The following is a 24,620-nucleotide window of genomic DNA, read 5'->3' on the forward strand; positions in this document are numbered from 1 at the left end:
CATGTTCCTCGAAGCGAGCATCGCCCTGCTGGCCCTGGCCGCCGCGCTGTGGCTGCGCCCCTGGCGCATGCTGGCCGGCCGCCCGGGCCCGGGCGGGCCGCTGGACCGCATGGCCTCGCCCCTGGTCACGCCGCTGCTGGGCGTGCTCGTGCTGCTGCCCTGGATCTGGGCCCTGCCCACGCTGCACCGCATGCCGCTGCAACTGCAGTGGTCCTCGGCGCCGCTGGTGGTGCTCATGCTGGGCTGGCCTCTGGCCGTGCCGCTGCTGCTCGTCGTGGGCGGGCTGGCGGCCCTGCTGTCGCCGGCCCTGGGCTGGGGAGATGCGCTGGGCATCTCGGTCTGGCAGGGCATCGTGCCCGCCACGCTGGCCATGCTCTGGGGCGCGGCGCTGCGGCGCTGGCTGCCGCACCAGATCTTTGTCTACATCCTCGCGCGCGGCTTTGCGGGCACGGTGCTGTGCGTTTTCATCTCGGCCCTGCTGGCGCAGGCCGCAGGCCACTCGCTTCCCGGTGTCAACGAGGACCTGTCGCGCATTGCGCGCTGGCTCATGGCCTGGGGCGATGCCGTGGTCACCGGCATGGTGACGGCCATCTTCGTGGTGTTCCGCCCCCAATGGCTGGCCACCTGGTCGGATGCCATCTACCTGCGCCGCCCACCCGCGCCCTGAGGGCGCATCCAGGTACAAGCCGTGGCGCGCCGCAGTGCCAAGGCCAGTGACTGCGCCGCGCGGCCCTGGCTCTGGATATGATTCGCGCCTGATACCCGCCAGCCCGGCGGCCCGTCCCTTTTTGCTGCCCCACCCATGACCGATGTCACCGAATTCGCGCCCGGACTGCTGATCCGCGGCATCCAGCCGCCACTGAAGCTGGCCGACTACAAGCTCATCGCGTTCGACATGGACTCGACGCTGATCACCATCGAATGCATCGACGAGATCGCCGACGCCACCGGCAAGAAGGCCGAGGTCGCGGCCATCACCGAAGCCACCATGCGCGGCGAGATCACCGACTTCAAGGACAGCCTGCGCCAGCGCGTGGGCAAGCTCGTCGGCGTGACCGAGGCCGACATGGCCCGCGTGCTGGCCGAGCGCCTGAAGCTCTCCCCGGGCGCCGAAACCCTGGTGCGCGCAGCCCAGGCTGCAGGCCTGAAGGTGCTGCTGGTCTCGGGCGGCTTCACCTACTTTGCCGAGCACGTGCGCGGCATGCTGGGCATCGACTTCGTGCGTGCCAACGTGCTGGAGATGCGCGATGGCGCGCTGACCGGCGGCCTGATCGAGCAGCCCTGGGGCGACATCTGCGACGGCGCCGAAAAGCGCCGCACGCTGCTGGAAGTCGCCTCGCTGCTGGGCATTCGCCCCGACCAGTGCATCGCCGTGGGCGACGGCAGCAACGACATTCCCATGATGCAGGTCGCAGGCCTGTCCGTGGCCTACCACGCCAAGCCGCGCGTGCGCAACGAGGCCAAGGTCTCCATCACCGAAGGCGGCCTGGACCGCCTGCTGGAAGTGCTGCGCTGAAAACCGGCGGCGGGGGCTGGCGCAGGCCGCTGCACTGCTCCGCAATCAATAGCTGAGAATGTTTTGTGGGCTTGCTTTTCCGGCAGGCCCCGGTCTTTTCTACAATGCTTGATGCAGCCCCATAGGCCACCGCCTCAGCGCCGGTGGCTCTCCTACAACAGCAGGCTGCACACCGGCGTATCCGCATGCCGGTGCTTGGAATCTCCTGCCCCATCCCCATGTGACACCCAAGGCCGCAGGCCTGCCCGCAGACGGGCGGCCTGTGGCGCTCCGACCGGCGCAGGCCCGCCTGCGCCGACCGTGCACATGACCACCATGATTGGAAAAACCTTCGTGAAGACTTCGTTCCGCACCACTGCCTCCGTGATCGCCCTGGCCATTGCCTCGCTGACCGTGCCCACGCTGGCCCAGGCCAAGCGCATGGGCAGCGGCGGCAAGTCCGTGCGCCCGGCGTCGATCGGCAAGGCCCCTGCCCAGCCCGCAGCGCCTGCGGCGCCCACCGCCAGCAAGGCGGCAACGCCTGCCAGCCCGGCAGCTCCTGCCACGCCAGCAACGCCGGCCGCGCCCGCCGCAGCCGCCGCTCCGGCAGCGGCACCTGCCACTGCAGGTGCTGCAGGCCCGGGCATGATGGGCACGCTGGGCGCCGCCGCCGTGGGCGCCGTCGCCGGCTCCATGGCCGGCAATGCGCTGGCCGGCGCCATGACCCCTGAAAAGGACGCTGCCGCCAAGGAGGCCGAAGCCAAGGCCAAGGCCGCCGAAACCGAGGCAGCCGAGCTGCAGCGCAAGGCCGATGAAGCCAAGGCCAAGGCAGAAGCCGCCCGCGCCGCCGCCAAGTAAACCGCCTGCTCCTTGCAAAAGGCCGCGCCTGTCGCGGCCTTTCTGTTTTGTCCAGCGGCTGCTTCAACGGCCTTGCGCATGCTCTCCACGCAGCGTCATCACGGCGCTGGCGATGCTCGCAACGGCCTTGCCATCATCACGCTCGATTTCACAGCGGTAGTGGCTGATCGTGCGCCCACGGTGCTCGGCCCACGCCCGCGCGCACAGCCTGGAGCGCCAGACCGGGCGCAGGAAGGCCGCCTTCAGGTCGATGCTGGTGAAACTCTGGCCTGGCTCCATCAAAGTGGAATGCGCCGTGCCTATGGCAGCATCGGCCAGTTCGCACAGCATCCCGCCATGGACCGTGCCCTGCTGGTTGCCATGGCGCTGCGCATCGGCGTCGAACTCCACGACGGCCATGGCTTCGCCGACGGCCACTATGCGAAACCCCAGCATCTGCGAGATCGCGGTCGGATAGCGCATGTGCGTGGCCTCGTCTGCGGCAAGCCGCCCTTCGATCTGCCGCTGCAGATAGTCGAGCACGGGGAGATAAGTGCGGGGAAGATGCATGGATTTCCTGTCTGGAGCGGGAGGGCAAGGCCCAGGAATGCCCGTCTCGCCAGTGTGATGACCTAGACTGGAACAATCAAAAAATTGTCCTAACTACACTCCATGGCTGCCTCTCGCGTTGCTCTGCTGACTGAACGGCTGGCCGAAGACATCCGCGCCGGCCGGCTCGCCCCCGGCACGCTGATGCCCACGCACCGCGACCTCGCGGCCCGCCATGGCATGGCCGTGGCGTCCGCCAGCAAGGTGTATGCGCGGCTGGCCTCCCTCGGCCTGGTCATCGGCGAAACCGGGCGCGGCACCTTTGTGCGGGATCGGCCGCAGCAGCGCGAATGGGATGGCAGCGACGAATCCCGCCTGAGTTCGGACACGGCCGACCTGTCCTTCAACCATCCCACCTGGCCGGGGCAGGCCGGGCTGTTGCGCTCCATGCTGCGCGAGCTGGCTGCTTCGGGCGACCTGGCTGCGCTCATGCACCAGCAGCCGCCCGGCGGCCGGCTGCACGAGCGGCGCATCGTGGCCGACTTCCTTGCCCGCGAACGCGGCCTGGCTGCCGAGCCGGAACGCATCTTCCTGGTCAACGGCGCGCAGCAAGGACTGGACATTGCCGTGCGTGCGCTGCTGCGGCCCGGCGATGCGGTGGCCGTGGACGCGCTGACCTACCCGGGCTTCAGGATGCTGGCCGAGCTCCAGGACCTGGACCTCCAGCCGGTCCCTGCCCTTGACGAGGGTCCCGACCTCGATGCATTGGAGCGGCTGTGCGCACGCCGGCGCATACGCGCCATCCATGCCATGCCCACGCTGCACAACCCCCTGGGATGGGTGATGCCGCTGGCGCAGCGCCAGCGCCTGGTGGAGATCGCAAGGCGCCAAGATTGCCTGCTGATCGAGGATGCTGCCTATGCCTTTCTGGCAGGCAAGGCGCCCGCAGCCCTCGCAACGCTGGCGCCAGAGCGCTGCATTCACGTCTCCAGCCTCTCGAAAAGCGTGGCCAGCGGGTTGCGCTTCGGCTTCATGGTGGTGCCCCAGGCATGGGCAGGCCGCGTCAAGGCCGTGGTGCGCGCCAGCCACTGGAGCATGCCGGGCCTGGTCACGGCCATGGCCACGCGCTGGATGGCCAGCGGCTCCGTGCGGCAGCAGGAACAACGCATGCGGCAGGAGGCACGTCGCCGGCAGGCGATTGCGCGCAAGGCGCTGGCAGGAATGCAGATGCTGGCCCACCCCTGCTCGCTCTTCCTCTGGCTGCGCCTGCCCGGGGAGCTGCGGATGGACCGGGCGGCCACGGCGCTGGCACAGTGCGGCATCGCCGTATCGCAGGCCCACGCCTATGCAACGACACCCTATGCCCCGCATGCGCTGCGTCTGGGACTGGGTTCAGTGCCTCTGCCGCAACTGGAGGCCGTACTCGTTCAGTTGCGGGATACCGTGGAAGGCTTTCCGCCCTGAGCCTGTGCCGGGCCAGGGCCCGGTTCAGGGGCCTTGCGCTTCAGCGCCGCCCGTCGCGCAGCGGCTGCAGCAGGTGCGACAGGCCGTTGTGGTCCAGCTCCTGCATCAGCGCCAGCAGTTGGCCCAGCTCTCCCTTGGGAAAGCCCTCGCGTGCGAACCAGTTCAGATAGTTGCCGGGAAGATCGGCGATCAGCCGGCCCTTGTACTTGCCATAGGGCATTTGCACCTGCACCAGCTTTTGCAGCATTTCGGAGTCCATGGCGGCGATGGTACGCGCTGCGCCATCGCAAGAATCCGCATAAAAAACCACAGCCTTATAACCAAATATCAAAAATGTTCAACGCGGCCCCTGGCGCAGCACTAGACTATGCGCCTGCCTGCCGCCAAGCCCGACGCGGAGCCGTTCTCCCGGGCCGGCGGCGTTTTATCGCAACCCGTTGAAGAAAGTCCTCCGGTCATGTTGAAGAAAGCCCTCTCCGCAATCGCGATTGCCACGCTGGCACTGACAGCCCAGGCCGCCGACGTGCTCAAGGTCGGTGCCACGGCCGTGCCGCATGCAGAAATCCTCAATCACATCAAGCCCGCGCTGAAGGCCCAGGGCATCGATCTGCAGATCAAGGAATTCAGCGACTACGTGCAGCCCAATGCGGCCGTCGAGGACAAGCAGCTGGACGTGAACTTCTTCCAGCACCAGCCCTACCTGGACAGCTACAACAAGGACCGCAAGACCTCGCTGGTGGCCGTGCCCAATGGCAAGGTCCATGTGGAGCCCTTCGGCGGCTACTCGCAGAAGATCAAGAACGTCAAGGATCTGAAGGACGGCGCCACCATTGCCATCCCCAACGACCCCTCCAACGGCGGCCGCGCCCTGATCCTGCTGGCCAAGCAGGGCCTGATCGAGCTCAAGGACCCCAAGAGCCTGACGCCCACGCCGCTGGATGTGGCCAAGAACCCCAAGAAGCTCAAGTTCAAGGAACTCGAAGCCCCGCTGCTGCCGCGCGCACTGGGCGATGTGGACCTGGCGCTGATCAACACCAACTACGCCATCGAGGCCAAGCTCAATCCCACCAAGGATGCGCTGTTCATCGAAGGTGCCGACTCGCCCTACACCAACATCGTGGTGTCGCGCCAGGACCGCGCCAACGATCCCAACATCGCCAAGCTGATGAACGCACTGCACACGCCTGATGTGAAGAAGTTCATCGTCGAGAAGTACAAGGGCGCCGTCGTTCCCGCGTTCTGAATGCGAGGTGGCCGCAGCCTTGCCGGCTGCGACCGTTGCGAAAAAAAAAGCGCTGCCGGGGCAGCGCTTTTTTTGTGGCTGGCATTCCTTGCCTCAGCCTGCGGAGGCCACCTCCGCCGGCGCCTTGGCCGCAGCAGCCGGCCGCGTGATGGCGCTGCCCATGGCCGCGCCCATGATGCAGGCAATGGCCAGCCACTGCGTTCCCACCAGTTGCTCATGCAGCAGCAGCATGCCCATGAGGGCGGCTATCGCGGGCTCCGTTGCCAGCGCGATGCCGAAGGTGGCGGGCGGCAGGCGGCGCAGCGCCATCATCTCCAGCGTGTAGGGCAAGGCGCTGGAGATGGCCGCAACCATCAACCCGAAAAGAAGTATGGATGGCTGCAGCAGCTTGGCCCCCGCCTCGGCCACGCCGAAGGGCACCACCACCATGGCGGCGAACACCAGGCCCAGCGACACGGCCTGGCCGCTGGGAATGCTGCCCAGCCGCTGGCCCAGCAGGATGTACAGCGCCCAGCAGATGGCCGCGCCCACGGCGCAGGCAATGCCCACGGGCTCCAGCACCAGGGCGCCGGCGCTGGCACCGCCTATGGGCAGGATCAGGGCCAGCCCCGCCACCGCCAGCGCAAGCCAGACAAAATCCACGGGCCGGCGCGAGTGGTAGATGGCCACGGCCAGCGGCCCCGAGAACTCGATGGCCACGGCCAGGCCGAAGGGAATGGTGCGCAGCGCCATGTAGAACAGCAGGTTCATGGCGCCCAACGCCACGCCGAAACGCAGCAGCGCCCAGACCTGAGGCCGCGCCAGCGTCCAGCGCCAGGGCCGCCAGATGGCCACCAGGATCAGCGCGGCAAAGCCCACGCGCAATGCCGAGGTGCCCTGGGCTCCCAGCACCGGAAAAAGCTGCTTGGCCAGTGACGTTCCCACGCCCAGCGCCGTCACCGAGCCCAGCACGGCCAGCAGCGGCCAGGCGCGGTTCCATGTGATGTTTGTTGTCATGGCGCGTACGATATTGCAAGCCCACCGCGCAAACAGCTCGTTTTTGAGCCGCTTCACGCAATATTCGCTCTTTTCCTCTTCTCGCCGCCAGCCGCCCATGCCCGCCATCGCCCTGGACTCCTTCGACCGCGCCATTCTCGACGTGATGCAGCGCGACAACCTCACGCCACAGCGCCTCATCGCCGAGCGCGTGCACCTTTCCGCGCCGGCCGTGCAGCGGCGCATCAAGCGGCTGCAGGAGCTGGGCGTGATCGCGGCCAACGTGGCCGTGGTCGATCCGGCGCGCATAGGCCGGCCGCTGACCGTGCTCATCAACGTGCAGCTGGTCAACGAGCGCCCCGATCTGTCGCAGGCCTTTCGCGCACGCGTGGATCGGGAGGACGCGGTACAGCAGTGTTATTACGTGACCGGTGAAGCCGACTATTCATTGATCGTCACGGCTGCCGATATGGAGGAGTACCAGGCGCTGGCGGCTCGGCTGTTTGCGGGGGACGACAACATCCGGCGCTACACCACCTCGATAGCGCTGGAACGCGTCAAGACCGGGCTGCAGCTACCACTGCAGCCGCAAGCCACGGATGCCTGACCACCGTCATCAGATCGTTTTGAACATAGAACGCCATCACAGGCAGGGAGACTTCAATGAGCGCACCGCATCCGGACAGCATGGCCAATCTGGTGGCCATCCGCACCCTCGACAAGTACGAGAACGACTATTTCCCCAAGCGCGACCGCATCACCATCGCCTTTCGCGGCGATCTGGCAGAGCAGTTCAAGTACGACAAGATCCGTCCGCTGTCGCCGGCCCAGCGCCATGGTCACCGCGTGGTGATCGAGGCCGAGAGCCAGAAGACCGGCACCACCGGCCACTACTGCATCGAGTGCAACAGCTGGAACCTCATCGAGGCCGTGGGCACCTGGGCACCGGAGCCGGAGCAGGCGGCGGGCTGAGCCTGCCGCCTCTGGCCGGCCCAGGCCGGCCCAGGCCGGCTCAGGCCCCGGCCGGCGCCCAGACGCTGCCGGCCACCCACCAGGCCAGCGCCAGCATCATCACCCCCGTCAGGCCATCGAGAATCCGCCAGGCACGCGGCTTCTCGAACAGGCGCCTGAGGCGGCGGCCCGCAAAGGCCAGCAGCACGAACCATGACAGGCTGGCCGAAGCGGCGCCAATCACATACACCCATTTGAGCGCGCCTTCCTGGCGCGCGCCGATGGAGCCCATCAGCAGCACCGTGTCCAGATAGACATGGGGGTTGAACAAGGTGATCACGGCCAGCGTGGAGACCACGCCCAGCAGGCCGCGCGGCGCCAGCTGCCCGCCCGAGGCGGCCAGCTGCGCATCGGGCGCCATGGCCATGCGCCACAGCGCCATCAGGCCGTAGGCCAGCAGGAACAGGGCGCCACCCAGGGTCAGGTAGCGGGCCAGATCGGGGTTGTCGCCCAGCAGCCGGGCCATGCCCGCCACGCCCAGGCCGATGAGCACCACGTCGCTGACCACGCACCATGCCACGCAGGCGCGTACATGCTGGCCGTGCACGGCCTGGCGCAGCACATACAGGTTCTGGGCTCCGATGGAGACGATGAGCGACAGGCAGACCGTGAAGCCCGCCAGCCAGGAAGAAGAAACATTTGCAGTCCACATGGGCAGGGATTGTCTGGCTCGCAAATGGTTAAGTAAAATTACATTTACTCAACCAAATGAAGAATATCTAAATGCTCGACTACGCCGGACTCGAAGCCCTGGCAGCCGTGGTGCGCGAAGGCAGCTTCGAACGCGCGGCGCGCAAGCTGCACGTCACGCCCTCGGCCGTCTCCCAGCGCATCAAGCTGCTGGAAGAGCGCGTGGGCCAGGTGCTGGTGCTGCGCGGCCAGCCCTGTTCAGGCACGGAGGCAGGCCGCCGCCTGTGCCTGCATGTGGAGCAGGTCGCCCTGCTGGAAAACGACCTGCGCCGCAAGAACCCCGAACTGGTGCCCGAGGGCCAGACGGCCCTGCCCACGCTCAAGCTGGCCGTCAATGCCGACTCGCTGTCCACCTGGTTCATGGACGCCATGTCCGCCTTCACGCGCGACGGCAACGAGCTGCTGGACATCAGCATCGACGACCAGGACCACACGGCCAAGCGCATCCGCGAGGGCGAGGTGATGGCCGCCGTCACGGCCACGTCCTCGGCCATTCCGGGCTGCAACACCTGGCCGCTGGGACGCATGCGCTACGTGGCGGCCGCCAGCCCCGACTTCATCCGCCGCTACCTCAAGGACGGCATCACGCCCGAGGCCATGGCACGCACGCCCATGATGAGCTACGGCCGCAAGGACAGCCTGCAGGACCAGTGGCTGCAGCGCCTGGGCGCGGAAGGCCGGCGCAGCACGCCGCGCCACTTTCTGCCGTCCAACCAGGGCTATACGCGGGCCTGCGAGCTGGGCATGGGATGGGGCATGCACCCGCCGCTGATGATCGGCGCGCAACTGGCCGAAGGCAGCCTGGTGGAGCTGCTGCCCGGCAACGATCTGGACATTCCCATGTACTGGGCCCATGCGCGCAATGCGCAGGCCAGCCTGCAGCGGCTGACGGACTGCGTGATCCAGGCGGCAGCCGCCTGTCTTGACCCGATGGGGTGAGGGGGCCATTGACGGCCCCTCTTTCCCCGCCTCGCCCACTCCGTCGAATCCACATCCCCGGCCAATGCGTTTTTGCCGGCCCGGGATCATCGCAATACCGGAAACAAACAGGTCTTCCATTCATTGAATCCGCTGAAATACAGGCGTCAGAAGATAATCCCGCGCACGCCAGGAAAATGCAAACAGGAACAATCCTAGAAATCAAATAGGAGCATTCCCATAAGGCAGATACAAGCGTCCCGGGGGGCAAAAAGAAGGACTCAGATTTTCTGAAAAGCCTTGACATCATTTGCAGTGAGCCTAGAGAATTCGCGGGCCTCAAGGCAATTTCATAAAGCTGCCACTCTTTTTAAAAATCACGCAGGCAATAGACGCGCCTCGAAATACTTGCCATATCCAGGAAATCGGCATCTCCGGCAATGCCTCCATTGCCGGATATTCAGGATTCGCCTATGACCACCACAGGAATACACAGGAACGAATACACGGGACAGGCAATGCAGGAGTACTCCTTCGCTTTTCATTTGCGCATTCCATTCATTGCGCATGCGGCATGCCAGCGGCGCCGCGAAGCCGGCGGCATGCCTGCGCCGCCCGCAGGGCGCCACCAGGGCTTCACCCTGGTGGAGATCATGGTGACCCTGGCTGTGGTGGTCATCCTGCTGGCCATTGCCGCCCCCAACATGAACGACATGGTGCAGACCAGCCAGCAGGAGTCCGCACTGATGCGCCTGTCCGCGGCCCTGCGCATGGCCCAGCACGAGGCGGGACGACGCAACCAGCGCATCACCATCTGCCCTGCCAGCGCGGACCGCAAGACCTGCAGCGACACCGCCATCGGCAGTGGTCCCTATCAGGGGCTCCAGGATTGGTCCGGCGAGCTGATCGCCTTCAGCGACGGCAGCACCCCCCGCGTGATCGACGAGGACGACCAGGTCCTCAGGGTGTTTCCCAGCGTGCGCAGCGTGGATCTCTTCGCCTGGTATCCGACGGGCGGCCAGGGCATGAAATCGGCGGGCCACGCCGTACACGCGCTTCCGGACGGGCAGATCTGCTGGCCCACGGCCCGCCGGGGCGCACCGGGCGCCGAGCAGGTCCACCGCGTGGCCTACCCCTGCAACCCCGACGTGACCTTCACGGCCTGCCCGAGTCGCGCCCGGCACCTGCCCGCCCGCCATATCGCCATGTATGCCGGTGGCCTGCAGGACCTGGCACCGCGCGACCCGTTGCCCCGCGCCTCTGGCAGCAGCAAGCCGCAAGCCGTGGACTGCGCCGGCGCCGCTTCCGGCCTCTGAACACAAGCGAGGACTTCGCATGGACAGGAAGGATCCACACCCCGCTGCCACCCCCTCCGCAGCTGCGGCATCGCAGGCAGGCTTCACGCTGGTGGAGGTCATGGTCACCCTGGTGGTCATTTCTGCCGGCCTGCTGGGCACCCTCAAGGGGCTCTATCAGAACCTGGGCGACCTCAATGCCTCCTACCAGCGCACGGCGGCCGTGCAAAAGGCCGCCGAGATGGTGGAACGCCTGCGCGCCAACCGCCGGGGCGCACTGGCAGGCGACTTCGACGGCGGTGGCGGCACCGCGCCCAGATCCTGCAGCGACCCTGGCGAAGGCGGCGACGACAAGGCCCATGCCCAGTACCGGCTGTGCCTGTGGCAAAGGGACCTGGGCAACGCCCTGGCCCAGGGTCAGGGCAGCGTCAAGACGGCCCAAGGCAAGACCCTCATCACCGTGACCTGGAGCCATCCCCGCAGCGGGGATGGAAACCCCGAAGAACACAGCATCGAGGTCATCCCATGAGAGATCGGCTGGCATCCCGTGGCCCGCAGCAAGGCCCGCAACAGGGCCTGACCCTGGTGGAACTCATGGTGGCAGTGGTCATCGCCCTGTTTCTCCTGGCCGCCTTGGTGGGACTGTATGTGAACGCAAGAGGCCTGCTGCGCCATGAAAATGCACTGGCGCGCATGCAAAGCGATGCACGCCTGAGCTTTGGCGTTATGGGCCAGGCGGTGCGCAATGCGGGCTTCACGGGCTGCAGCACGGCCCTGACCAAGGTTCCCCCCTTCATCGCCGAGCCCGAAAGGCTCGGGCCCCACTGGAACCTGCTGGACCCCATAGGCATCCGGCGCGGACAGGCACAGGATGCCTGGACCAGTTTCGCGGAAGATGTCCCCGCCCAGGCCAGCGCCCGGTCGGACGTGCTCAGGACAGCGGGCACGGGCACGCACAAGAGCAGCCAGCAACTGAGCGACAACGATGTGGTCGTCGCGACCGATTGCTCGCAGACCTACATTTCCCGCCGGGCGCTCCTGGATACCTGCATCCAGCCCCCGCCCGGATCGGGAATTTCCGGTTTCTCCCCGGACCGGGGCGCCTGCGGCCTGACGCTCCTCAAGCGCGACGCACGCGTGCTGCCCGCAGTCAATGACCTGTTCTTCATCGGGCGGCTCAAGAACGGCAGCGCCACCGGCCTCATCCACTGCTCCAGCAGCCAGATCGATCCCATGCCCGGGCAAGGCAAAGCCAACGACCTGAGCTGCCGCATGCTGGCCGAAGGGGCCATGGATCTCAAGATCGAGTCCATACACGGCCAGCCCTCGGCCGCCGTGCAGCAAGAGGCGCCGGGCAACAGCGTATGGAACAACACCGGCTCCGGCCTGGCCGGCAGAGCGACGACGCCGGGTCCGACTCCGCCACCACCGCCTCCTGCCGTGCGCGCCGTGGAAGTGCGCCTTCTCATGGCCTCCGCGCCTGGCATGGGTGCGCTGCTGCACGCACCCCAGAGCTACACCTTCTATCGCGACAGCAACGGCGCCCCCCGGCGCACCACCGCCGCCGACCGGCGGCTGTACCGTGAATTCAGCGCGGTCTTCACGCTGCGAAACCGGGTGGAATGAGCATGGCAAGGACACGGACACAAACACGGACACAGGGCGGCCTGGCGCTCATCACCACCATGATCATCATGATGGCCCTGGTGATGCTGTCGCTGGCCGCCATGAACATGGGCCTGCTGCAGGGCCGGTCCACGGGCAACCGCAACGACTGGCACATCGCCTTCCAGGCCGCCGAGGCCGCGCTGCGCGACGGGGAGCAGGACATCACCACCCGCAACCCGGCCCTGGAGGCCTTTGACGATGCCTGCACAGCGGGCCTGTGCCTGCCCAGGGAAGACGGCAGCTCGTGGTCCGAGGCGCTCATTGCCCAGGACACGCTGGGCGTGGCGCTGGGCACGCGCACCGGGCAGACCTCCCCCGGCCCCCAGGGAGCACCGACACCGCGCTACCTCATCGAGCGGCTGGAGACCCCTGCGCAAAGCGTGGTGGTGCAGGGCTATGGCGCCGACCAGGGCCGCCCTCCCGTCTTTCGCGTGACGGCCATCGGCATGGGAGCGGCCCGGCGCGCCGATGGCAGTCCGGCCTCGCGGGTGGTGCTGCAAAGCATGTACATCAATTGAAGGAAAGACCATGCGCAAACTCCCTCTGCAAAAGCCCTGCCCTCCCCTCTTTCCGGCGGCAGTGGCGATGCTGCTGCTTGCCTGCATGGCCGCCCCCCGCGCGCAGCAGCCTACGGCACCGGTGCGCCCCGTGCCCCTGAACATCTCACAGGCGCCCCTGATGGCCACGCAGAACGCCACGCCCAACGTGCTGCTCATCATGGACAACTCCAACAGCATGGACGAGGCCCCGAACGGCTCCGCTGTCGGCAGCGACAGCACTGACAGCAAGTCCGAGATCGCCCGCGCCGCTGCCCGCACCATCATCGAACGCTACCAGGGGCGCATGAACTTGGGCCTGATGGCCTACCAGCAGGAAGACGTCGTCCCGCGCAGCCTGAGCAACTCGCTATACGACGTCAGCTACGACCCCAACCACTTCGACCCGCAATGGAGGGGCACGCGCGCCAGCCCCACCCGCAAGCGCTTCAGGTTTCCCAACCCCAGCGACAAAGGGCGTTTCATCTACTACAACGTGGCCTTGCCGTTCTATGGTGGCGGCAACACCTCCAGCCACTGCTTTTCCGCCACGGCCAACGCCGGGCCCACGCCCGCCAATCCCGACGGCTTCCGCACCAACGAGACCGTCGATGGCCCCTGGGACGTCTATTCATGCTTCAGCGGCAAGACAGGCACTACCAACGCCACCAACACCACCGGCAATGCGGGATACAACAACTTCCGGGGCCGGGCAATGTTCAACCCCACCGACTCCGACTATGCCCAGGGCATCTACGACTTCGGCAGGCAGATGTTCGACACTCCCATAGGACAGGCCTGGTTCAGCGAAAGCTTTCCGGGCCGCGGCTTCCTGCACCAGCCCATCCGGCCGCTGGACGTCGCCCACAGGGCCGCTCTGGAACGCAAGCTCGCCACCTCGCAGTTTCTGCTTAACGCGCCCCGTGATCCCGCCTGGCCCCTGCAGAACGCGGGCAACACACCGCTTGAGGGGACGCTGCTGACGGCGCTGGACTACTTCCAGGGCGAAGAGCTTTGGCGCAATGCCGCAGAAGGCTATGTGCCCGCCTGCTATCCGCTGCCCCAGTCCTGCGGCCGCAACTTTGTGGTGCTGCTCACCGATGGCCTGCCCTCGACCCGGCCCAACGGCAAAATCATCCAGGACATGGCGGCAGGCCTGCGCCAGACGGCAGAGGCCGCGCGGCGCCTCAGGCAAGAGGCCAACGTGGAGACCTTCGTCATCGGATTCGCCCTGCCCTTCGGCACCAATCCCGAGCAATTGAACGAGGTGGCCGCCGCCGGGGGCACGGAGCGCGCCTTCGCGGCCAACGACCCCGCGACCCTCGATACCGCCCTGCAGGCGATCTTCGCCGACATCGCCGCCCGCTCCTCCAGCGTGGCCGCCGTGGCGGCCAACTCCACCAACGTGTCCAGCAGCACCAGGATCTACCAGGCCCGCTTCGATCCCCGCGACTGGAGCGGCACGCTGTCAGCGCACAGCATCACAGGCACTGCGGTGGCCGAACAGGCGCAGTGGGAGGCACGCATTCCTGCGACACGCCGCATCCTCAGCTACCGGCCCGACACGCGCCAGGGCGTAGCCTTTGCCTGGGAAGCACTGAACCCCGAGCAGCAAAGGCAGATCGGATCGCCCGACGTGCTGGCCTACCTGCGGGGCAGCCAGGCAGGGGAAGCGCCCCGTGGACCCCTGCGCAGGCGCACCAGCCTGCTGGGCGACATCGTGAACTCGGCCCCGGTGTATGTGGGCGCGCCCGAGATGCCCTACACAGAGGCCTCCTACCGCGAATTCCGCAAGGCACGGGCCGATCGCCGCAAGATGGTCTACGTGGGAGCCAACGACGGCATGCTGCATGCTTTCGACGCGGACACGGGGCAGGAGCTCTTTGCCTATGTCCCCTCGACCGTGATCCCCCACCTGCGCCAGCTGTCCGATCCGAACTACCGCCACCGCTTCTACGTGGACGGCTCGCCCATGGTGTCCGATGCCTTCATTGGCGGCCGGTGGCGGACCATCCTCGTGGGGGGTCTGGGCGCAGGGGGCCAGGGCGTGTACGCGCTGGACATCACCGATCCCGATGCGATCACCGAAGCCGCCGCCAAGAACGTCGTGCTGTGGGAGTTCGGCGACCGCGACCGGCGCGCACCGGGCAGCAACCGACCCGCCGGTTTCGATATGGACATGGGCTTCAGCTTCGCGCAGCCTTCCATCGCCAGGACCCGGGCAGGCTGGATGGCCCTGTTCGGCAACGGCTACAACAATGTGGAGGCGGACGGCGCGGCCAGCACCAGCGGCAATGCCGTGCTGTACGCCGTCAACCTGGAGACCGGCGCGCTGCACAGTAAATGGGACACTCGCCGAGGCGTGCAAGACAGCCAGCGCAGGTGGCCCAATGGCCTGAGCACGCCGGCCGCCGTGGACCTGGACGACGACGGGCTGGTGGACCGCGTCTATGCGGGAGACCTGCAGGGCAACATGTGGCGCTTCGACCTCATGGCCGCGAGCGGGGACGGGGGCGGGATCGTGCCGTCGGTCAACGGCACTCCTGCACCGATGACCACCCCCTGGGGCGGCAGCTTCCACGGGCAGCCCATCACCACGCGGCCTGAGGCCAAGATCAGCCACGGCACGCTGCAATCCCACGTGCAGCTGCTGTACGGCACGGGCAAGAGCTTCGAGGTCGGCGACCATGACGCTGCGGCCCCGGCCTCCGCATCCCAGTACTTCTTCAGCCTGCTGGACGAAGGCACCGGGGGCTCCTCCGCAAGCCACAGCGTGCTGAAGGTCACCAGTGTCGACGCCGGCGCCGCCAACGGCGATGGCCGCACCACGCAGATGTCCCTGCGGCTGATCTCCGACGGCCGCCCCGGCAACAGGAACTGGCTCATGCCGCTGGCCGACGCGGGCGAGCGCTTGATCACCCATCCCATGCTGCGCCGCGACCGCATCATCTTCACCACCGCCGTGCCTAGCACGCAGATGTGTACGGCAGGCGGCCATAGCTGGCTGATGGAACTCTCGCTGGACGGCCAGGGCGCGGAGAAGTATGCCGACGGCCTGTTCGACATCAATGGCGACGGTACGGTGGACGGCAGCGACCGCTACGGCGACAACGACCGCGCCACCGGGGGCGCGCGGCTGGAGGGCATCAGCTCGCAGCCCGCCATCCTGAACAACGGCAAGCAGGAAACCAAGGTCATGAACAGCACCGCAGGCCTGCAGTCGCTGGCAGAAAGCAAGGGGCCGCTGAGCAACAGGCGCATTTCCTGGCGCGAGGACACCCCGGCCGACATCCATCCGCTGGGCCTGGACTGACCATGGGCATGCAGAACAACCCCTTGCCGACGCCTGGTCGCCGCCGCCGGGTGGCACGCGGCTTCACCCTGATCGAGCTGATGGTGGTGGTGGCCGTGATCGGCATCCTGTCGGCCATCGCCTATCCCAGCTATGCCGAATACCTGCGCAAGTCCCGCCGCACCGATGGCAGGCGCGCCTTGCTGGAGGCCGCAGGCGCCATGGAGAAGTACTTTTCCGCCAACCTGACCTACGAGGGTGCGACGCTGGGGGGCACCGGCGTCTATGCCAGCCGATCTCCCGACGGTTTCTACGAACTGTCGCTGAGTCCTGACCCCGCCGCATCGAGCTACACCCTCATTGCCTCACCGCTGCGAAGCCAGCTCAGCGACAAATGCCATACCTTCACCTACGACCACCTGGGCGTGGGTGGGGTCCGCAATGGCACCCTGCCTGCACGCGATTGCTGGTAGCAGCTGCGCAGCGTGGCCCGGCAGCCGCGCTCAGGGCTCGCTGCCCGGCCCAGGGCTGGGGGCCGGCGCCCCGGGTCCGGCAGGTTCCGGCCGCTGTATGGTGCGCACGGCCGCGCGCACGCGGGTCAGGGTGTGGAAGTCCAGCAGGCTGGTGGCCATGATGGTTTCCCAGAGAAAGCAGGCCAGGGCCGAGAGAAACATCAGCACGCCGAACAGAAAGCCCAGCACCGCATAGCCATGGCCGTTGATGCCGTAGGCCTCGCCCAGGAACAGCAGGGCAATGGTCAGGCCGATGCAAAAGCCGCAGACGGTCAGCAGCCCTATGCAGACATTGGCCAGCCGGCCGCGCTTGCGCAGAAAGTGCAGCTCGGTCAGGCTGCGCGCGATGAATTCCTCCTCCTGCGGCGTGCGCAGCAGTTCCTCCAGCTTGCGCGCGCGGTCGATGATGCGGGCCAGCCGCCCGGCAACGGCGCCTATCATGCCGGCCACGGCCGTCAGGAAGAACACCGGCGCCAGCGCCAGCTGGATGCTGTGGGTGACGGTATCGGCGTCTAGCGACCAATTGATCATGCGGTCCTCTGCGTGCTTTCTGTTGTCTGGTGCGGCCATGCTGCCGTGTTTTCGCGCGGACAGTATTGTGGCCGCAAGCGGGGCGGGCAAGAGGCCATGTCGCCAGCTTTTGGCATTCAGCGGGCCGGTGGCGCTGGCAACATCTGCCGGCACAGCGACAGCATCTCGGTCAGCAGGGCAGGCGCCTGGTCGCGCCGGCAGACCACGCCCAGGGGCGCCAACCTGCCCGTCAGCCGCACGTCGAGCCGGCACACGCGCGCATGGGTCTGCAGGCCCGGCGCGATGCTCAACGGCACCAGGGCCACGGCGCCGGGCTGGCTCAACAGGCCTTCCAGTATCGGCAGGGAAACGGTGGAGACGGGAAACCAGGGCGCATCGGGCAGTGCCTGGAGCACCTCGGCCTCGAAAATCCCGCGCACGGCGATGTTGGCCGTGGGCAGCACCCAGCGCGCGCCGGTCAAGGCCTGCAGCGGCACGCCACGGCGCCCGGCCAGTGCATGCGAGCGTGCGGCCACCACCACGGCCGTGTCGGCCAGCAGCGGCTCGAAGACGAAGGGGCCGGGCAGCAGCGCCGGCTCGCGGCAGAACACCGCGTCCAGCCCGCCGCCCAGCAGCTGGGACAGCAGCCGGGTGCTGGCGTCTTCGTGCACATCGACATGCACCTCGGGGTGTTCGGCATAGAACCGCGCCAGCAGGGGCGAAAGAATGGCCAGGGCCGCCGCCGGAATGGCGCCCAGGCGCAGCGCGGCCGCGGCGCCCCGGCGAATGGCGGCCAGCGATTCCGCCACCTCCTCCAGCGCGGCCAGCACGCCGCGCACCGTGTCCACCAGGGTCTGGCCGGCCAGCGTGGGGCGTATGCCGCGCGCATGGCGCTCGAACAGGCGGATGTCGAGCACGCGCTCCATCTCGGCCAGCGCCTGGGTGGCTGCCGACTGGCTCATGTGCAGCGTGGCGGCGGCCTGCACCACCGAGCCGCATTGCTGCAGCGCCACCAGCAGCTGCAGCTGGCGCAGGCGCACATGCTTGGTCAGGCGCGAGAACAGCAGCCGGCCCTGGGGCGTGGCCGCATCGTCCAGGCCTTCGCGGTCGTCAAAATCGTGGCTCATGGGAATCTTGGTGTTTTCCCCAGGCAGGCCCTGGCGCGTCACAGGCGGCAAAGGACAAGCTATCGGAACGGCTTATAGCTTGGCACAAATACCGTGGCCCACGCGGGCGGCAGGATTTCTATAGTCGCCTGCATCGGGAGCCGGCACGGCCCAGGCTGCGGCTCCCTCCCCGTCGATGGAGTCCATGCCATGCAAGCCAAGCCCCTCTTACAGCCTCTCTCTCACCTGCCGCGCCGCACCCTGCTTTCCCTGGGCGCGGGCCTTTGCGCCGCGCTGTGCGGCCTCACCCTGGCCCGCACGGCCCATGCGGCCGACGCCTATCCGAGCAAGCCCGTCAAGCTCATCGTGCCCTTTGCGGCCGGCGGCTCCACCGACATCGTCGCGCGCGTGATCGCCGAAGGCCTGCGCAGCACGCTGGGCCAGCCCGTGGTGGTGGACAACAAGGCCGGCGCGGGTGGCCTGATCGGTACCGAAAGCATTGCCCAGGCGGCGCCAGACGGATACACCATCGGCATGGCCACGGTGAGCACGGCCACCATCAACCCCTCGCTGTATACGCGCGCCGCCAGGCTGGAAGGCAGGCTCCTGCCCGTGGCCAACCTGGTGACCATGCCATCGGTCTACATGGTCCATCCCAAGATGGGCGTCAAGGATTTCGCGGGGTTCCTGGCCAAGCTGCGCGCCCAGCCCGGCGCCTACAGTGCGGGCGTGCCGGGCCTGGGCACGCTGGGCCATCTGATGGTGGCGTCCTTCAACGAGACCATGAAGACCCAGATCCAGATCGTGCCCTATCGCGGCAACGGCCCGGCGCTCAACGACGCCCTGGCGGGCATGGTGCAGGTGATGACCGATCAGCTGCCTTCGGCCATGCCCCAGATCAAGGGTGGCAAGCTCATCCCCGTGGCACTGTCGGGCGACAGCCGCTCGCCCGATCTGCCCGATGTACCCACCTTCAAGGAGCTGGGCTATGCGCAGCTCAACGAGCTGGGCATCAGCTGGTTCGGCCTGGTCGTGCCGGCCGGCACGCCGCCCGCCATCGTCCGGCAGTTGCAGGAAGCGTCCACGAAGGCCGTGCGCCTGCCCGAGGTGCAAAAGCACCTGAAGCTGCTGGGCGCATCGGTCACCGAGATGGACCAGAGCCGCTTCCCGGCCCAGATCGCCAGCGAACTGCAGCGCAACAAGGCGCTGCTGGACAAGGCAGGGGTGAAGCCGGAATGAGTGCAGTCGAGCATCTCCAGAACTTCTTCCAGCAGCAGTCCGCGCGCATGGCGGCCCTGGCCGACAGCATCTGGTCGCTGGCCGAGCTGCGCTATGCCGAGACGGCTTCGGCCCAGCTGCACATCGATGCGCTGGAGCAGGCCGGGTTTCGCATCACGCGCGGCGTGGCCGGCATTCCCACGGCCTTCCTGGCCGAATGGGGCGACGAGGGCCCGGTGCTGGCCTTCCTGGGCGAGTACGACGCGCTGTCGGGCCTGAACCAGCAAAGCGGCGCCCTGGTCTGCACGCCGTCCACCGACAGCCCGGGCCTGGCCGGCCACGGCTGCGGCCACCACCTGCTGGGCACCTCGGCACATTTCGCGGCCATCGCGCTGCAGGAGCACCTGCGCCGCAGCGGCGCCAAGGCGCGCGTGCGCTACTACGGCTGCCCTGCCGAAGAAGGCGGATCGGGCAAGACCTTCATGGCGCGCGCCGGGGTCTTCGACGATGTGGACACGGCGCTGACCTGGCACCCGGCCAGCTTCTCCGGCGTGTTCAGCCAGAGCACGCTGGCCAATATCCAGGCGAAGTTCGTCTTCCACGGCAAGGCCTCGCATGCCGCGCACTCCCCCCACCTGGGCCGCAGCGCGCTCGACGCCGTGGAGCTGATGAACGTGGGCGTGAACTACCTGCGCGAGCACATGCCCACCGATGCGCGCGTGCACTACGCCATCACCGACTCGGGCGGCCTGTCGCCCAACGTGGTGCAGGCGCGCGCCGAGGTGCTGTACCTGGTGAGGGCCGCGCGCAACCACGAGGCGGCCGCACTCTACGAGCGCGTGCAGAACGTGGCGCGCGGCGCAGCGCTGATGACGGATTGCCGGCTGGAGATCGTCTTCGACAAGGCCTGCTCCAACCTGCTGCAGAACCGCACGCTGAACCAGGTCATGTACGAACAGATGCAGGCCCTGGGCCCGCTGCGCGTGGACCCCGGCCTGCACAGCCTGGCCGGCGACTTCCAGGCCACGCTGGACAGCAATGACGTAGACCAGGTCAGCCGCCCGCTGGCCAGCGTGCTGCGCGGCAAGGTGCCGGCCGTGTTCGAGGGCCTGGCGCCCTACGATCCCGCTGTGGAGGGCACCCTGTTCGGCTCCACCGACGTGGCCGATGTGAGCTGGATCACGCCCACCGTCCAGGCCTGGGTGGCCTGCTACGCCTTCGGCACGCCGCTGCACTCCTGGCAGATGGTCTCGCAGGGCCAGTCCGGCCTGGCCCACGCCGGCATGGTGCGCGCCGCCCAGGTGATGGCCGCCACCGCCATCGCCCTGCTGCAGCGGCCCGAGCGCATGGCCGAGGCCAAGGCGGAGCTGCTCGAGCGCCGCGGCGGCAGGCCCTATGCCTGCCCGATTCCTGCGGAGGTGCCCTTGCCGTTCATGCGAGGGTGATGTCCTTGGCATCGACGAAAGTAAGGAAAATTCCTTACACTCATCTCCCAAGTCACTTGTGAAGGATTGCGCCATGCCCGACATCCATGAACTGGCCACCCTCACCTCCAAGGGCCAGGTCACGCTGCCCAAGCCCATACGCCAGGCCTTGGGCGTCGATGCGGGCGGCAAGATTGCATTCCGACTGCGCGAGGATGGCCTGGTCGTTGTCAGCCGCGCCGAAGAAGGGCATCAGGACCCCGCCATATCGGCCTTCCTCGATCTGCTGGCTGCCGATATCCAGTCCGGCCAAAGGCTCCAGAGCCTGCCCGACGACCTGGCCCGCGACATGCTTGCGCTCGCAGGTCGTATGGTGGACCTGGATGACGATATCCAGGGCGATGTGGTGATCTGATGCAGCGCCACGGCTGGACCCTGCTGTTCCATGACTGCGTGGTGGAACAGTTGCGCAAATTGCACCAGGCCGCCCGACGCGCAGAGCACAACAGTCCGCAAGACTTCGGCTCCAATGCCAACGTCAAACTGTTCAGGGCTCTGAGCCAGTTGATGCTGGAAGTGATTCCCGGCGATCCCTCACGCGACGAATACCGCCAGGGCAATACGCTGGGAGCCAGCCACCGCCACTGGCGGCGGGCCAAGATCGGCAGAAGGTTCAGGCTGTTCTTCCGGTACGACTCCCGCTCCAGGGTGATCGTCTTCGCATGGGTCAACGACGAGCAGACCCTTCGCTCGTCGGGCAGCGCATCCGACCCCTATGCAGTTTTCGAAAAAATGCTCGGACGCGGCCATCCGCCCGACGATTGGGAAGATCTGAAAGCGGCCAGCACGGAACATTGGCACGCTGGCCCGCGGTAGCCGGGCACCCGGCCTTTGCGCTGCCGCAAACCCGCCCCGCCGCCGCGTTGACCCATCACAAGCCCTTCACGCCATGCCACGGCGATAGTCGGATCGGGACCCCACCGATACCTACAAACCACAGGAGGACTTGTGAAGCTGATGATCGATCTCTTTTCCACCGACTACGGGCTGATGAGCCTGGGCGTCATCGTCTTCATCCTGATCATGGCGGGCTTTTTCCTGCGCCTGTTCCTGGGCAAGATGAAGCACGTGGCCAACAAGCCGCTTGAATGAAAAGATGCCCAGGCAGGGCCTGGCCTGGGCATTCGCATGCAGCCCTGCGCACTCAATAGTGCGGGGGCAGCTCGTCGCGCAGATGGGTCGCATCGCCGGCAGGCCCGCCCTCCGGCGCCCGTCGGCGCAGGTCGCGCAGCTCGTCCAGGAGCCGGTCGATCTGCTGCTGCTGGCGGTAGATGGTCAGGTTCAGTTGCTCCAGCAGGTCGTCGGTGTAGCTGGCCTTGATCTCCAGCTCCATCACGCGCGCCTGCAGGGCCTGGGCCTCGTCGCGTTCGCCGCTGCGCTCGTTGTCCCCAGCCACGCTCACGCCTTGAGCGCCTGGGCCAGGCGGGCGATGCCTTCGCGGATCTTGTCCTCGTCGGCCGTGGCGAACGAGAGGCGGAAGCTGGTGGCATCGGGGTTTTGCGCGAAGAACGGCGCGCCCGGCACAAAGGCCACGCCCTGGGCGATGGCCCGCTTGGCCAGCTCGCCGGCATCGGCCAGCGCGCCGCCCTTGCCGGTCAGGCGCACCCACAGGAACAGGCCGCCCTGGGGCTGCAGGAATTCCACGGCATCGCCGAGGTGCTCGCGCAGCGCATCGCCCATGGCCTTGGCGCGGCGCGCATAGACCTCGCGCACATGGGCCAGCGTGGCGGGCATGGCGCCGGACTTCAGGTACTGCGCGGCCGTGGCCTGGGCAAAGGTGCTGGTGTGGGCGTCGCTGAACTGCTTGCACATCACGGCGCGGGCCAGCAGCTCGGGCGGGGCCACCAGCCAGCCGATGCGCAGGCCGGGGCTGAGCACCTTGCTCAGCGAGCCGCAGTGCGCCAGCCAATCGCGGCTGCCGGGCACCTGGCTGGACAGGGCCAGCAGGCTGGGAGGTGGCGCCTCGCCAAAATACAGGTCGCCGTAGGGATCGTCTTCCACCACCAGGGTCTGGTACTTGACGGCCAGCTCCAGCACTTTCTTGCGGCGCTCCAGGCTCAGCATGGCGCCGCTGGGATTGCCGAAGGTGGGAATCAGGTAGACCAGCTTGGGGCGGTGCTCGGCAATGAGCTTTTCCAGCGCATCGACCTGGGCGCCTTCGGCATCGATGGGCGCGCTGATGACTTGCGCGCCGTACAGGCGAAAGCACTGGATGGTGGCCAGGAAGGTCGGGCCTTCCACGATGACCTTGTCGCCGGGGTTGATCATGGTCTTGCCCAGCAGGTCCAGCGCCTGCTGGCTGCCCGTGGTGACCACCAGTTGCTCGGGGACCAGCTCACGCACGCCCTTGCCGGCCATGAAGGCGGCGATCTGCTCGCGCAGCGGCTGGTAGCCCTCGGTGGCGCCGTACTGCAGCGCGGCGCCCGGCTCCTGCTGCAGCGCTGCCTGGGAGGCGGCGCTGATGCCGGCCACGTCGAACATGGCGCTGTCCGGAAAACCACCCGCGAAGCTGATGATGCCGGGCTTGCCCAGCAGCTTGAACAGCTCGCGGATGGCGGAGGTTTCTACGTTGTTCAGACGGTCGGCGAATTGCATGGGCAGGATTCTCGTTGTCGATGCGATGAAAAGGCGAAGCCTGCATTGTCGCCAATCCTGCCGCAGCTTTCCTGCACGATTAGAAGTCCCCTGAGTCGCTTCGCGCCTTCCCGTTGCACGGCGCCCCCCAAGGGGGACGACGCCATCTCTGCCCCCTCTCTCCCGGAAGGCAGCTGCGTTCAATCCACCTTGATGTCGGCCCTGGCGGCCACGGCGCGCATCTGCGGCAGTTCGCGCTCTATGCGCTCCTGCAGCGCGCTGCCCGGACCCCATGCGGGCGACAGGCCGATGTCCACCAGCTTCTTCTTCATGGCCGGCTCGGCCATGGTGTCAGCCAGCGCCTTTTCCAACTTCTTCTGGATGGGAGCGGGCAGGCCGGCCGGGGCGAGGAAGGCAAACCAGGTGTCCATGGCAAAGCCGGGGTAGCCGCTTTCGGCCACGGTGGGCACCTGGGGCAGCAGGGCCAGGCGCTGCGGGCCCAGGGCTGCGATGGGACGGATCTTGCCGGCCTTGATCAGCGGCGTGGTGGCCACCACCGTGTCCACGGCCACCTGCACCTGGCCGCCCATCAGCGCGGTCAGGCTGGGCGAGCTGCCGTTGAAGGGCACGTGCACCATGCGCATGCCCGTGGCGGTCTTGAGCATTTCGCCACCGAAGTGCACCGACGACCCCGTGCCGAAGGAGCCGTAGGACAGCTTGTCCGGATCGGCCTTGGCCAGGGCCACGAGTTCAGGCAGGGTGCGTGCAGGCGTTTCGTTGTGCGCCACCAGCACCAGCCCCATGTCGGCCACCAAGCCCAGCGGCGTGAAGCTGCGCAGCGGATCGTAGGGCAGCGGGTTGCGGATCACGGGGTTCAGCGTCAGCGTGGTGCTGGCGCCCAGCAGCAGCGTGTAGCCATCGGGCGGCGCCTTGGCCACCAGCGCGCCCGCCACCACGGTGCCCGCGCCGGGACGGTTTTCCACCACCACGGGCTGGCCCAGGCGCTCTCCCAGCGATGTGGCCAGCAGGCGGCCCAGGATGTCGGTGGCGCCGCCGGGCGCAAAGGGCACGACCAGCTTGATCGGGCGATCCGGGTAGGACTGGGCCTGGGCATGCGCCAAGGGCAAGGCAAGCGCAGCGGCGCCGGCCATCAGGCACGACAGAAAACGGGAACGGGACAAGGCCATGGCACGGATCTCCTGGGGAACGAGGGAACGGGAACCTGGGAACAGCTCAATGCGGC

At 67.4% G+C, this 24,620-nt stretch carries 28 protein-coding genes; 19 read left to right on the plus strand and 9 right to left on the minus strand.

Features of this window, described 5'->3' with window-relative positions; genetic code table 11:
* The first annotated feature begins 1 nt into the window (after position 1).
* The 3 genes from U6958_RS22670 (at position 2) to U6958_RS22680 (ending at position 2,353) form a co-directional block, all read left to right on the plus strand.
* The gene (locus U6958_RS22670) at positions 2-667 is read left to right on the plus strand and encodes a hypothetical protein (protein WP_074923009.1); all 666 of its coding nucleotides are present in this window, start codon (positions 2-4) and stop codon (positions 665-667) included.
* Positions 668-802: 135 nt separating this feature from the next.
* Complete coding sequence (gene serB / locus U6958_RS22675; protein WP_016445267.1) at positions 803-1,516, plus strand: phosphoserine phosphatase SerB; 714 nt, start codon at positions 803-805, stop codon at positions 1,514-1,516.
* 306 nt (positions 1,517-1,822) lie between these two features.
* Entirely contained in the window at positions 1,823-2,353 is a 531-nt protein-coding gene (locus tag U6958_RS22680) for a hypothetical protein (protein ID WP_016453029.1), read from the plus strand.
* 63 nt (positions 2,354-2,416) lie between these two features.
* Here the strand turns inward: U6958_RS22680 and U6958_RS22685 are convergent, their stop codons facing one another.
* Positions 2,417-2,902, minus strand: a complete 486-nt coding sequence (locus tag U6958_RS22685) for a PaaI family thioesterase (protein ID WP_016453030.1) — start codon at positions 2,900-2,902, stop codon at positions 2,417-2,419.
* 102 nt (positions 2,903-3,004) lie between these two features.
* Between U6958_RS22685 and U6958_RS22690 the strand changes: the two genes are divergently transcribed.
* Positions 3,005-4,345: a PLP-dependent aminotransferase family protein gene (locus U6958_RS22690; protein ID WP_074923008.1), complete on the plus strand. Its 1,341-nt coding sequence runs from the start codon at positions 3,005-3,007 to the stop codon at positions 4,343-4,345.
* Between the two features lie 40 nt (positions 4,346-4,385).
* Here U6958_RS22690 and U6958_RS22695 read toward each other — a convergent pair whose 3' ends face one another.
* Positions 4,386-4,604: a DUF3820 family protein gene (locus tag U6958_RS22695; protein ID WP_017404429.1), complete on the minus strand. Its 219-nt coding sequence runs from the start codon at positions 4,602-4,604 to the stop codon at positions 4,386-4,388.
* Between the two features lie 198 nt (positions 4,605-4,802).
* On the opposite strand from U6958_RS22695, the gene U6958_RS22700 reads away from it, so the two are divergent.
* The gene (locus U6958_RS22700; RefSeq protein ID WP_017404430.1) at positions 4,803-5,588 is read left to right on the plus strand and encodes a MetQ/NlpA family ABC transporter substrate-binding protein; all 786 of its coding nucleotides are present in this window, start codon (positions 4,803-4,805) and stop codon (positions 5,586-5,588) included.
* A gap of 93 nt (positions 5,589-5,681) precedes the next feature.
* Here U6958_RS22700 and U6958_RS22705 read toward each other — a convergent pair whose 3' ends face one another.
* Complete coding sequence (locus tag U6958_RS22705) at positions 5,682-6,584, minus strand: EamA family transporter (RefSeq protein WP_074923036.1); 903 nt, start codon at positions 6,582-6,584, stop codon at positions 5,682-5,684.
* 97 nt (positions 6,585-6,681) lie between these two features.
* Here U6958_RS22705 and U6958_RS22710 point away from each other — a divergent pair, with 97 nt between their 5' ends.
* Both U6958_RS22710 and U6958_RS22715 read left to right on the plus strand, forming a co-directional pair.
* Positions 6,682-7,170, plus strand: a complete 489-nt coding sequence (locus U6958_RS22710; protein WP_016445260.1) for an Lrp/AsnC family transcriptional regulator — start codon at positions 6,682-6,684, stop codon at positions 7,168-7,170.
* A gap of 56 nt (positions 7,171-7,226) precedes the next feature.
* Complete coding sequence (locus tag U6958_RS22715; protein WP_016445259.1) at positions 7,227-7,535, plus strand: hypothetical protein; 309 nt, start codon at positions 7,227-7,229, stop codon at positions 7,533-7,535.
* A 40-nt stretch (positions 7,536-7,575) separates the two neighbouring features.
* Here the strand turns inward: U6958_RS22715 and U6958_RS22720 are convergent, their stop codons facing one another.
* Positions 7,576-8,226 carry a LysE/ArgO family amino acid transporter gene (locus U6958_RS22720; RefSeq protein ID WP_016445258.1) on the minus strand — a complete coding sequence of 217 codons (651 nt, stop codon included), beginning with the start codon at positions 8,224-8,226 and terminating at the stop codon, positions 7,576-7,578.
* 71 nt (positions 8,227-8,297) lie between these two features.
* On the opposite strand from U6958_RS22720, the gene U6958_RS22725 reads away from it, so the two are divergent.
* The 7 genes from U6958_RS22725 to U6958_RS22755 all read left to right on the plus strand — a co-directional run bounded on the left by U6958_RS22725 (position 8,298) and on the right by U6958_RS22755 (position 16,446).
* Positions 8,298-9,203 carry an HTH-type transcriptional regulator ArgP gene (locus U6958_RS22725; protein ID WP_074923007.1) on the plus strand — a complete coding sequence of 302 codons (906 nt, stop codon included), beginning with the start codon at positions 8,298-8,300 and terminating at the stop codon, positions 9,201-9,203.
* Between the two features lie 452 nt (positions 9,204-9,655).
* Positions 9,656-10,498, plus strand: a complete 843-nt coding sequence (locus U6958_RS22730; RefSeq protein ID WP_167368419.1) for a GspH/FimT family pseudopilin — start codon at positions 9,656-9,658, stop codon at positions 10,496-10,498.
* Between the two features lie 19 nt (positions 10,499-10,517).
* Positions 10,518-11,006, plus strand: coding sequence for a type IV pilus modification protein PilV (gene pilV / locus U6958_RS22735; protein WP_074923005.1), 489 nt, complete (start codon positions 10,518-10,520; stop codon positions 11,004-11,006).
* Complete coding sequence (locus U6958_RS22740; RefSeq protein WP_074923004.1) at positions 11,003-12,103, plus strand: PilW family protein; 1,101 nt, start codon at positions 11,003-11,005, stop codon at positions 12,101-12,103. The genes pilV and U6958_RS22740 overlap by 4 nt, the downstream gene beginning before the upstream one ends.
* Before the next feature lie 2 nt (positions 12,104-12,105).
* Positions 12,106-12,663, plus strand: coding sequence for a PilX N-terminal domain-containing pilus assembly protein (locus tag U6958_RS22745; RefSeq protein WP_167368418.1), 558 nt, complete (start codon positions 12,106-12,108; stop codon positions 12,661-12,663).
* 10 nt (positions 12,664-12,673) lie between these two features.
* Positions 12,674-15,994, plus strand: coding sequence for a PilC/PilY family type IV pilus protein (locus U6958_RS22750; protein ID WP_074923002.1), 3,321 nt, complete (start codon positions 12,674-12,676; stop codon positions 15,992-15,994).
* 2 nt (positions 15,995-15,996) lie between these two features.
* On the plus strand, positions 15,997-16,446 hold the full coding sequence (locus U6958_RS22755) for a type IV pilin protein (protein WP_279627039.1): 450 nt from the start codon (positions 15,997-15,999) through the stop codon (positions 16,444-16,446).
* Positions 16,447-16,476: 30 nt separating this feature from the next.
* Here U6958_RS22755 and U6958_RS22760 read toward each other — a convergent pair whose 3' ends face one another.
* Positions 16,477-17,016 carry a DUF2721 domain-containing protein gene (locus U6958_RS22760; protein ID WP_074923001.1) on the minus strand — a complete coding sequence of 180 codons (540 nt, stop codon included), beginning with the start codon at positions 17,014-17,016 and terminating at the stop codon, positions 16,477-16,479.
* 116 nt (positions 17,017-17,132) lie between these two features.
* Positions 17,133-18,122 carry a LysR family transcriptional regulator gene (locus tag U6958_RS22765; protein ID WP_074923034.1) on the minus strand — a complete coding sequence of 330 codons (990 nt, stop codon included), beginning with the start codon at positions 18,120-18,122 and terminating at the stop codon, positions 17,133-17,135.
* A gap of 189 nt (positions 18,123-18,311) precedes the next feature.
* Here U6958_RS22765 and U6958_RS22770 point away from each other — a divergent pair, with 189 nt between their 5' ends.
* From U6958_RS22770 to U6958_RS22790, 5 genes are all read left to right on the plus strand, one after another.
* Entirely contained in the window at positions 18,312-19,340 is a 1,029-nt protein-coding gene (locus tag U6958_RS22770; protein WP_074923000.1) for a tripartite tricarboxylate transporter substrate binding protein BugE, read from the plus strand.
* Positions 19,337-20,764 (plus strand): M20 family metallopeptidase, encoded by a 1,428-nt coding sequence (locus U6958_RS22775; RefSeq protein WP_074922999.1) that lies wholly within the window; start codon positions 19,337-19,339, stop codon positions 20,762-20,764. Before U6958_RS22770 ends, U6958_RS22775 begins: the two co-directional genes overlap by 4 nt.
* 73 nt (positions 20,765-20,837) lie before the next feature.
* Entirely contained in the window at positions 20,838-21,158 is a 321-nt protein-coding gene (locus U6958_RS22780; protein ID WP_074923033.1) for a type II toxin-antitoxin system PrlF family antitoxin, read from the plus strand.
* Entirely contained in the window at positions 21,158-21,619 is a 462-nt protein-coding gene (locus U6958_RS22785; RefSeq protein ID WP_043789674.1) for a type II toxin-antitoxin system YhaV family toxin, read from the plus strand. Before U6958_RS22780 ends, U6958_RS22785 begins: the two co-directional genes overlap by 1 nt.
* Before the next feature lie 141 nt (positions 21,620-21,760).
* Entirely contained in the window at positions 21,761-21,895 is a 135-nt protein-coding gene (locus U6958_RS22790) for a DUF3149 domain-containing protein (protein WP_016445252.1), read from the plus strand.
* Positions 21,896-21,947: 52 nt separating this feature from the next.
* On the opposite strand, the gene U6958_RS22795 is transcribed toward U6958_RS22790, so the two are convergent.
* The 3 genes from U6958_RS22795 to U6958_RS22805 form a co-directional block, all read right to left on the minus strand.
* Positions 21,948-22,205 (minus strand): SlyX family protein, encoded by a 258-nt coding sequence (locus U6958_RS22795; protein ID WP_074922998.1) that lies wholly within the window; start codon positions 22,203-22,205, stop codon positions 21,948-21,950.
* Positions 22,202-23,398, minus strand: a complete 1,197-nt coding sequence (locus U6958_RS22800; protein WP_074922997.1) for a PLP-dependent aminotransferase family protein — start codon at positions 23,396-23,398, stop codon at positions 22,202-22,204. Before U6958_RS22800 ends, U6958_RS22795 begins: the two co-directional genes overlap by 4 nt.
* A 179-nt stretch (positions 23,399-23,577) precedes the next feature.
* Positions 23,578-24,564 (minus strand): tripartite tricarboxylate transporter substrate binding protein, encoded by a 987-nt coding sequence (locus U6958_RS22805; protein ID WP_047327155.1) that lies wholly within the window; start codon positions 24,562-24,564, stop codon positions 23,578-23,580.
* Between the last annotated feature and the right edge of the window lie 56 nt (positions 24,565-24,620).

This window comes from Delftia lacustris, from assembly GCF_040267515.1.
Taxonomy (GTDB): Bacteria; Pseudomonadota; Gammaproteobacteria; order Burkholderiales; family Burkholderiaceae_C; genus Comamonas; species Comamonas tsuruhatensis.

Bases quoted from the DNA above. Each gene is read 5' to 3' on its own strand.
- U6958_RS22670 (WP_074923009.1), top strand. From the start codon at position 2: ATGTTCCTCGAAGCGAGCATCGCCCTGCTGGCCCTGGCCGCCGCGCTG.
- serB (WP_016445267.1), top strand. From the start codon at position 803: ATGACCGATGTCACCGAATTCGCGCCCGGACTGCTGATCCGCGGCATC.
- U6958_RS22680 (WP_016453029.1), top strand. From the start codon at position 1,823: ATGACCACCATGATTGGAAAAACCTTCGTGAAGACTTCGTTCCGCACC.
- U6958_RS22685 (WP_016453030.1), bottom strand. From the start codon at position 2,902: ATGCATCTTCCCCGCACTTATCTCCCCGTGCTCGACTATCTGCAGCGG.
- U6958_RS22690 (WP_074923008.1), top strand. From the start codon at position 3,005: ATGGCTGCCTCTCGCGTTGCTCTGCTGACTGAACGGCTGGCCGAAGAC.
- U6958_RS22695 (WP_017404429.1), bottom strand. From the start codon at position 4,604: ATGGACTCCGAAATGCTGCAAAAGCTGGTGCAGGTGCAAATGCCCTAT.
- U6958_RS22700 (WP_017404430.1), top strand. From the start codon at position 4,803: ATGTTGAAGAAAGCCCTCTCCGCAATCGCGATTGCCACGCTGGCACTG.
- U6958_RS22705 (WP_074923036.1), bottom strand. From the start codon at position 6,584: ATGACAACAAACATCACATGGAACCGCGCCTGGCCGCTGCTGGCCGTG.
- U6958_RS22710 (WP_016445260.1), top strand. From the start codon at position 6,682: ATGCCCGCCATCGCCCTGGACTCCTTCGACCGCGCCATTCTCGACGTG.
- U6958_RS22715 (WP_016445259.1), top strand. From the start codon at position 7,227: ATGAGCGCACCGCATCCGGACAGCATGGCCAATCTGGTGGCCATCCGC.
- U6958_RS22720 (WP_016445258.1), bottom strand. From the start codon at position 8,226: ATGTGGACTGCAAATGTTTCTTCTTCCTGGCTGGCGGGCTTCACGGTC.
- U6958_RS22725 (WP_074923007.1), top strand. From the start codon at position 8,298: ATGCTCGACTACGCCGGACTCGAAGCCCTGGCAGCCGTGGTGCGCGAA.
- U6958_RS22730 (WP_167368419.1), top strand. From the start codon at position 9,656: ATGACCACCACAGGAATACACAGGAACGAATACACGGGACAGGCAATG.
- pilV (WP_074923005.1), top strand. From the start codon at position 10,518: ATGGACAGGAAGGATCCACACCCCGCTGCCACCCCCTCCGCAGCTGCG.
- U6958_RS22740 (WP_074923004.1), top strand. From the start codon at position 11,003: ATGAGAGATCGGCTGGCATCCCGTGGCCCGCAGCAAGGCCCGCAACAG.
- U6958_RS22745 (WP_167368418.1), top strand. From the start codon at position 12,106: ATGGCAAGGACACGGACACAAACACGGACACAGGGCGGCCTGGCGCTC.
- U6958_RS22750 (WP_074923002.1), top strand. From the start codon at position 12,674: ATGCGCAAACTCCCTCTGCAAAAGCCCTGCCCTCCCCTCTTTCCGGCG.
- U6958_RS22755 (WP_279627039.1), top strand. From the start codon at position 15,997: ATGGGCATGCAGAACAACCCCTTGCCGACGCCTGGTCGCCGCCGCCGG.
- U6958_RS22760 (WP_074923001.1), bottom strand. From the start codon at position 17,016: ATGATCAATTGGTCGCTAGACGCCGATACCGTCACCCACAGCATCCAG.
- U6958_RS22765 (WP_074923034.1), bottom strand. From the start codon at position 18,122: ATGAGCCACGATTTTGACGACCGCGAAGGCCTGGACGATGCGGCCACG.
- U6958_RS22770 (WP_074923000.1), top strand. From the start codon at position 18,312: ATGCAAGCCAAGCCCCTCTTACAGCCTCTCTCTCACCTGCCGCGCCGC.
- U6958_RS22775 (WP_074922999.1), top strand. From the start codon at position 19,337: ATGAGTGCAGTCGAGCATCTCCAGAACTTCTTCCAGCAGCAGTCCGCG.
- U6958_RS22780 (WP_074923033.1), top strand. From the start codon at position 20,838: ATGCCCGACATCCATGAACTGGCCACCCTCACCTCCAAGGGCCAGGTC.
- U6958_RS22785 (WP_043789674.1), top strand. From the start codon at position 21,158: ATGCAGCGCCACGGCTGGACCCTGCTGTTCCATGACTGCGTGGTGGAA.
- U6958_RS22790 (WP_016445252.1), top strand. From the start codon at position 21,761: ATGATCGATCTCTTTTCCACCGACTACGGGCTGATGAGCCTGGGCGTC.
- U6958_RS22800 (WP_074922997.1), bottom strand. From the start codon at position 23,398: ATGCAATTCGCCGACCGTCTGAACAACGTAGAAACCTCCGCCATCCGC.
- U6958_RS22805 (WP_047327155.1), bottom strand. From the start codon at position 24,564: ATGGCCTTGTCCCGTTCCCGTTTTCTGTCGTGCCTGATGGCCGGCGCC.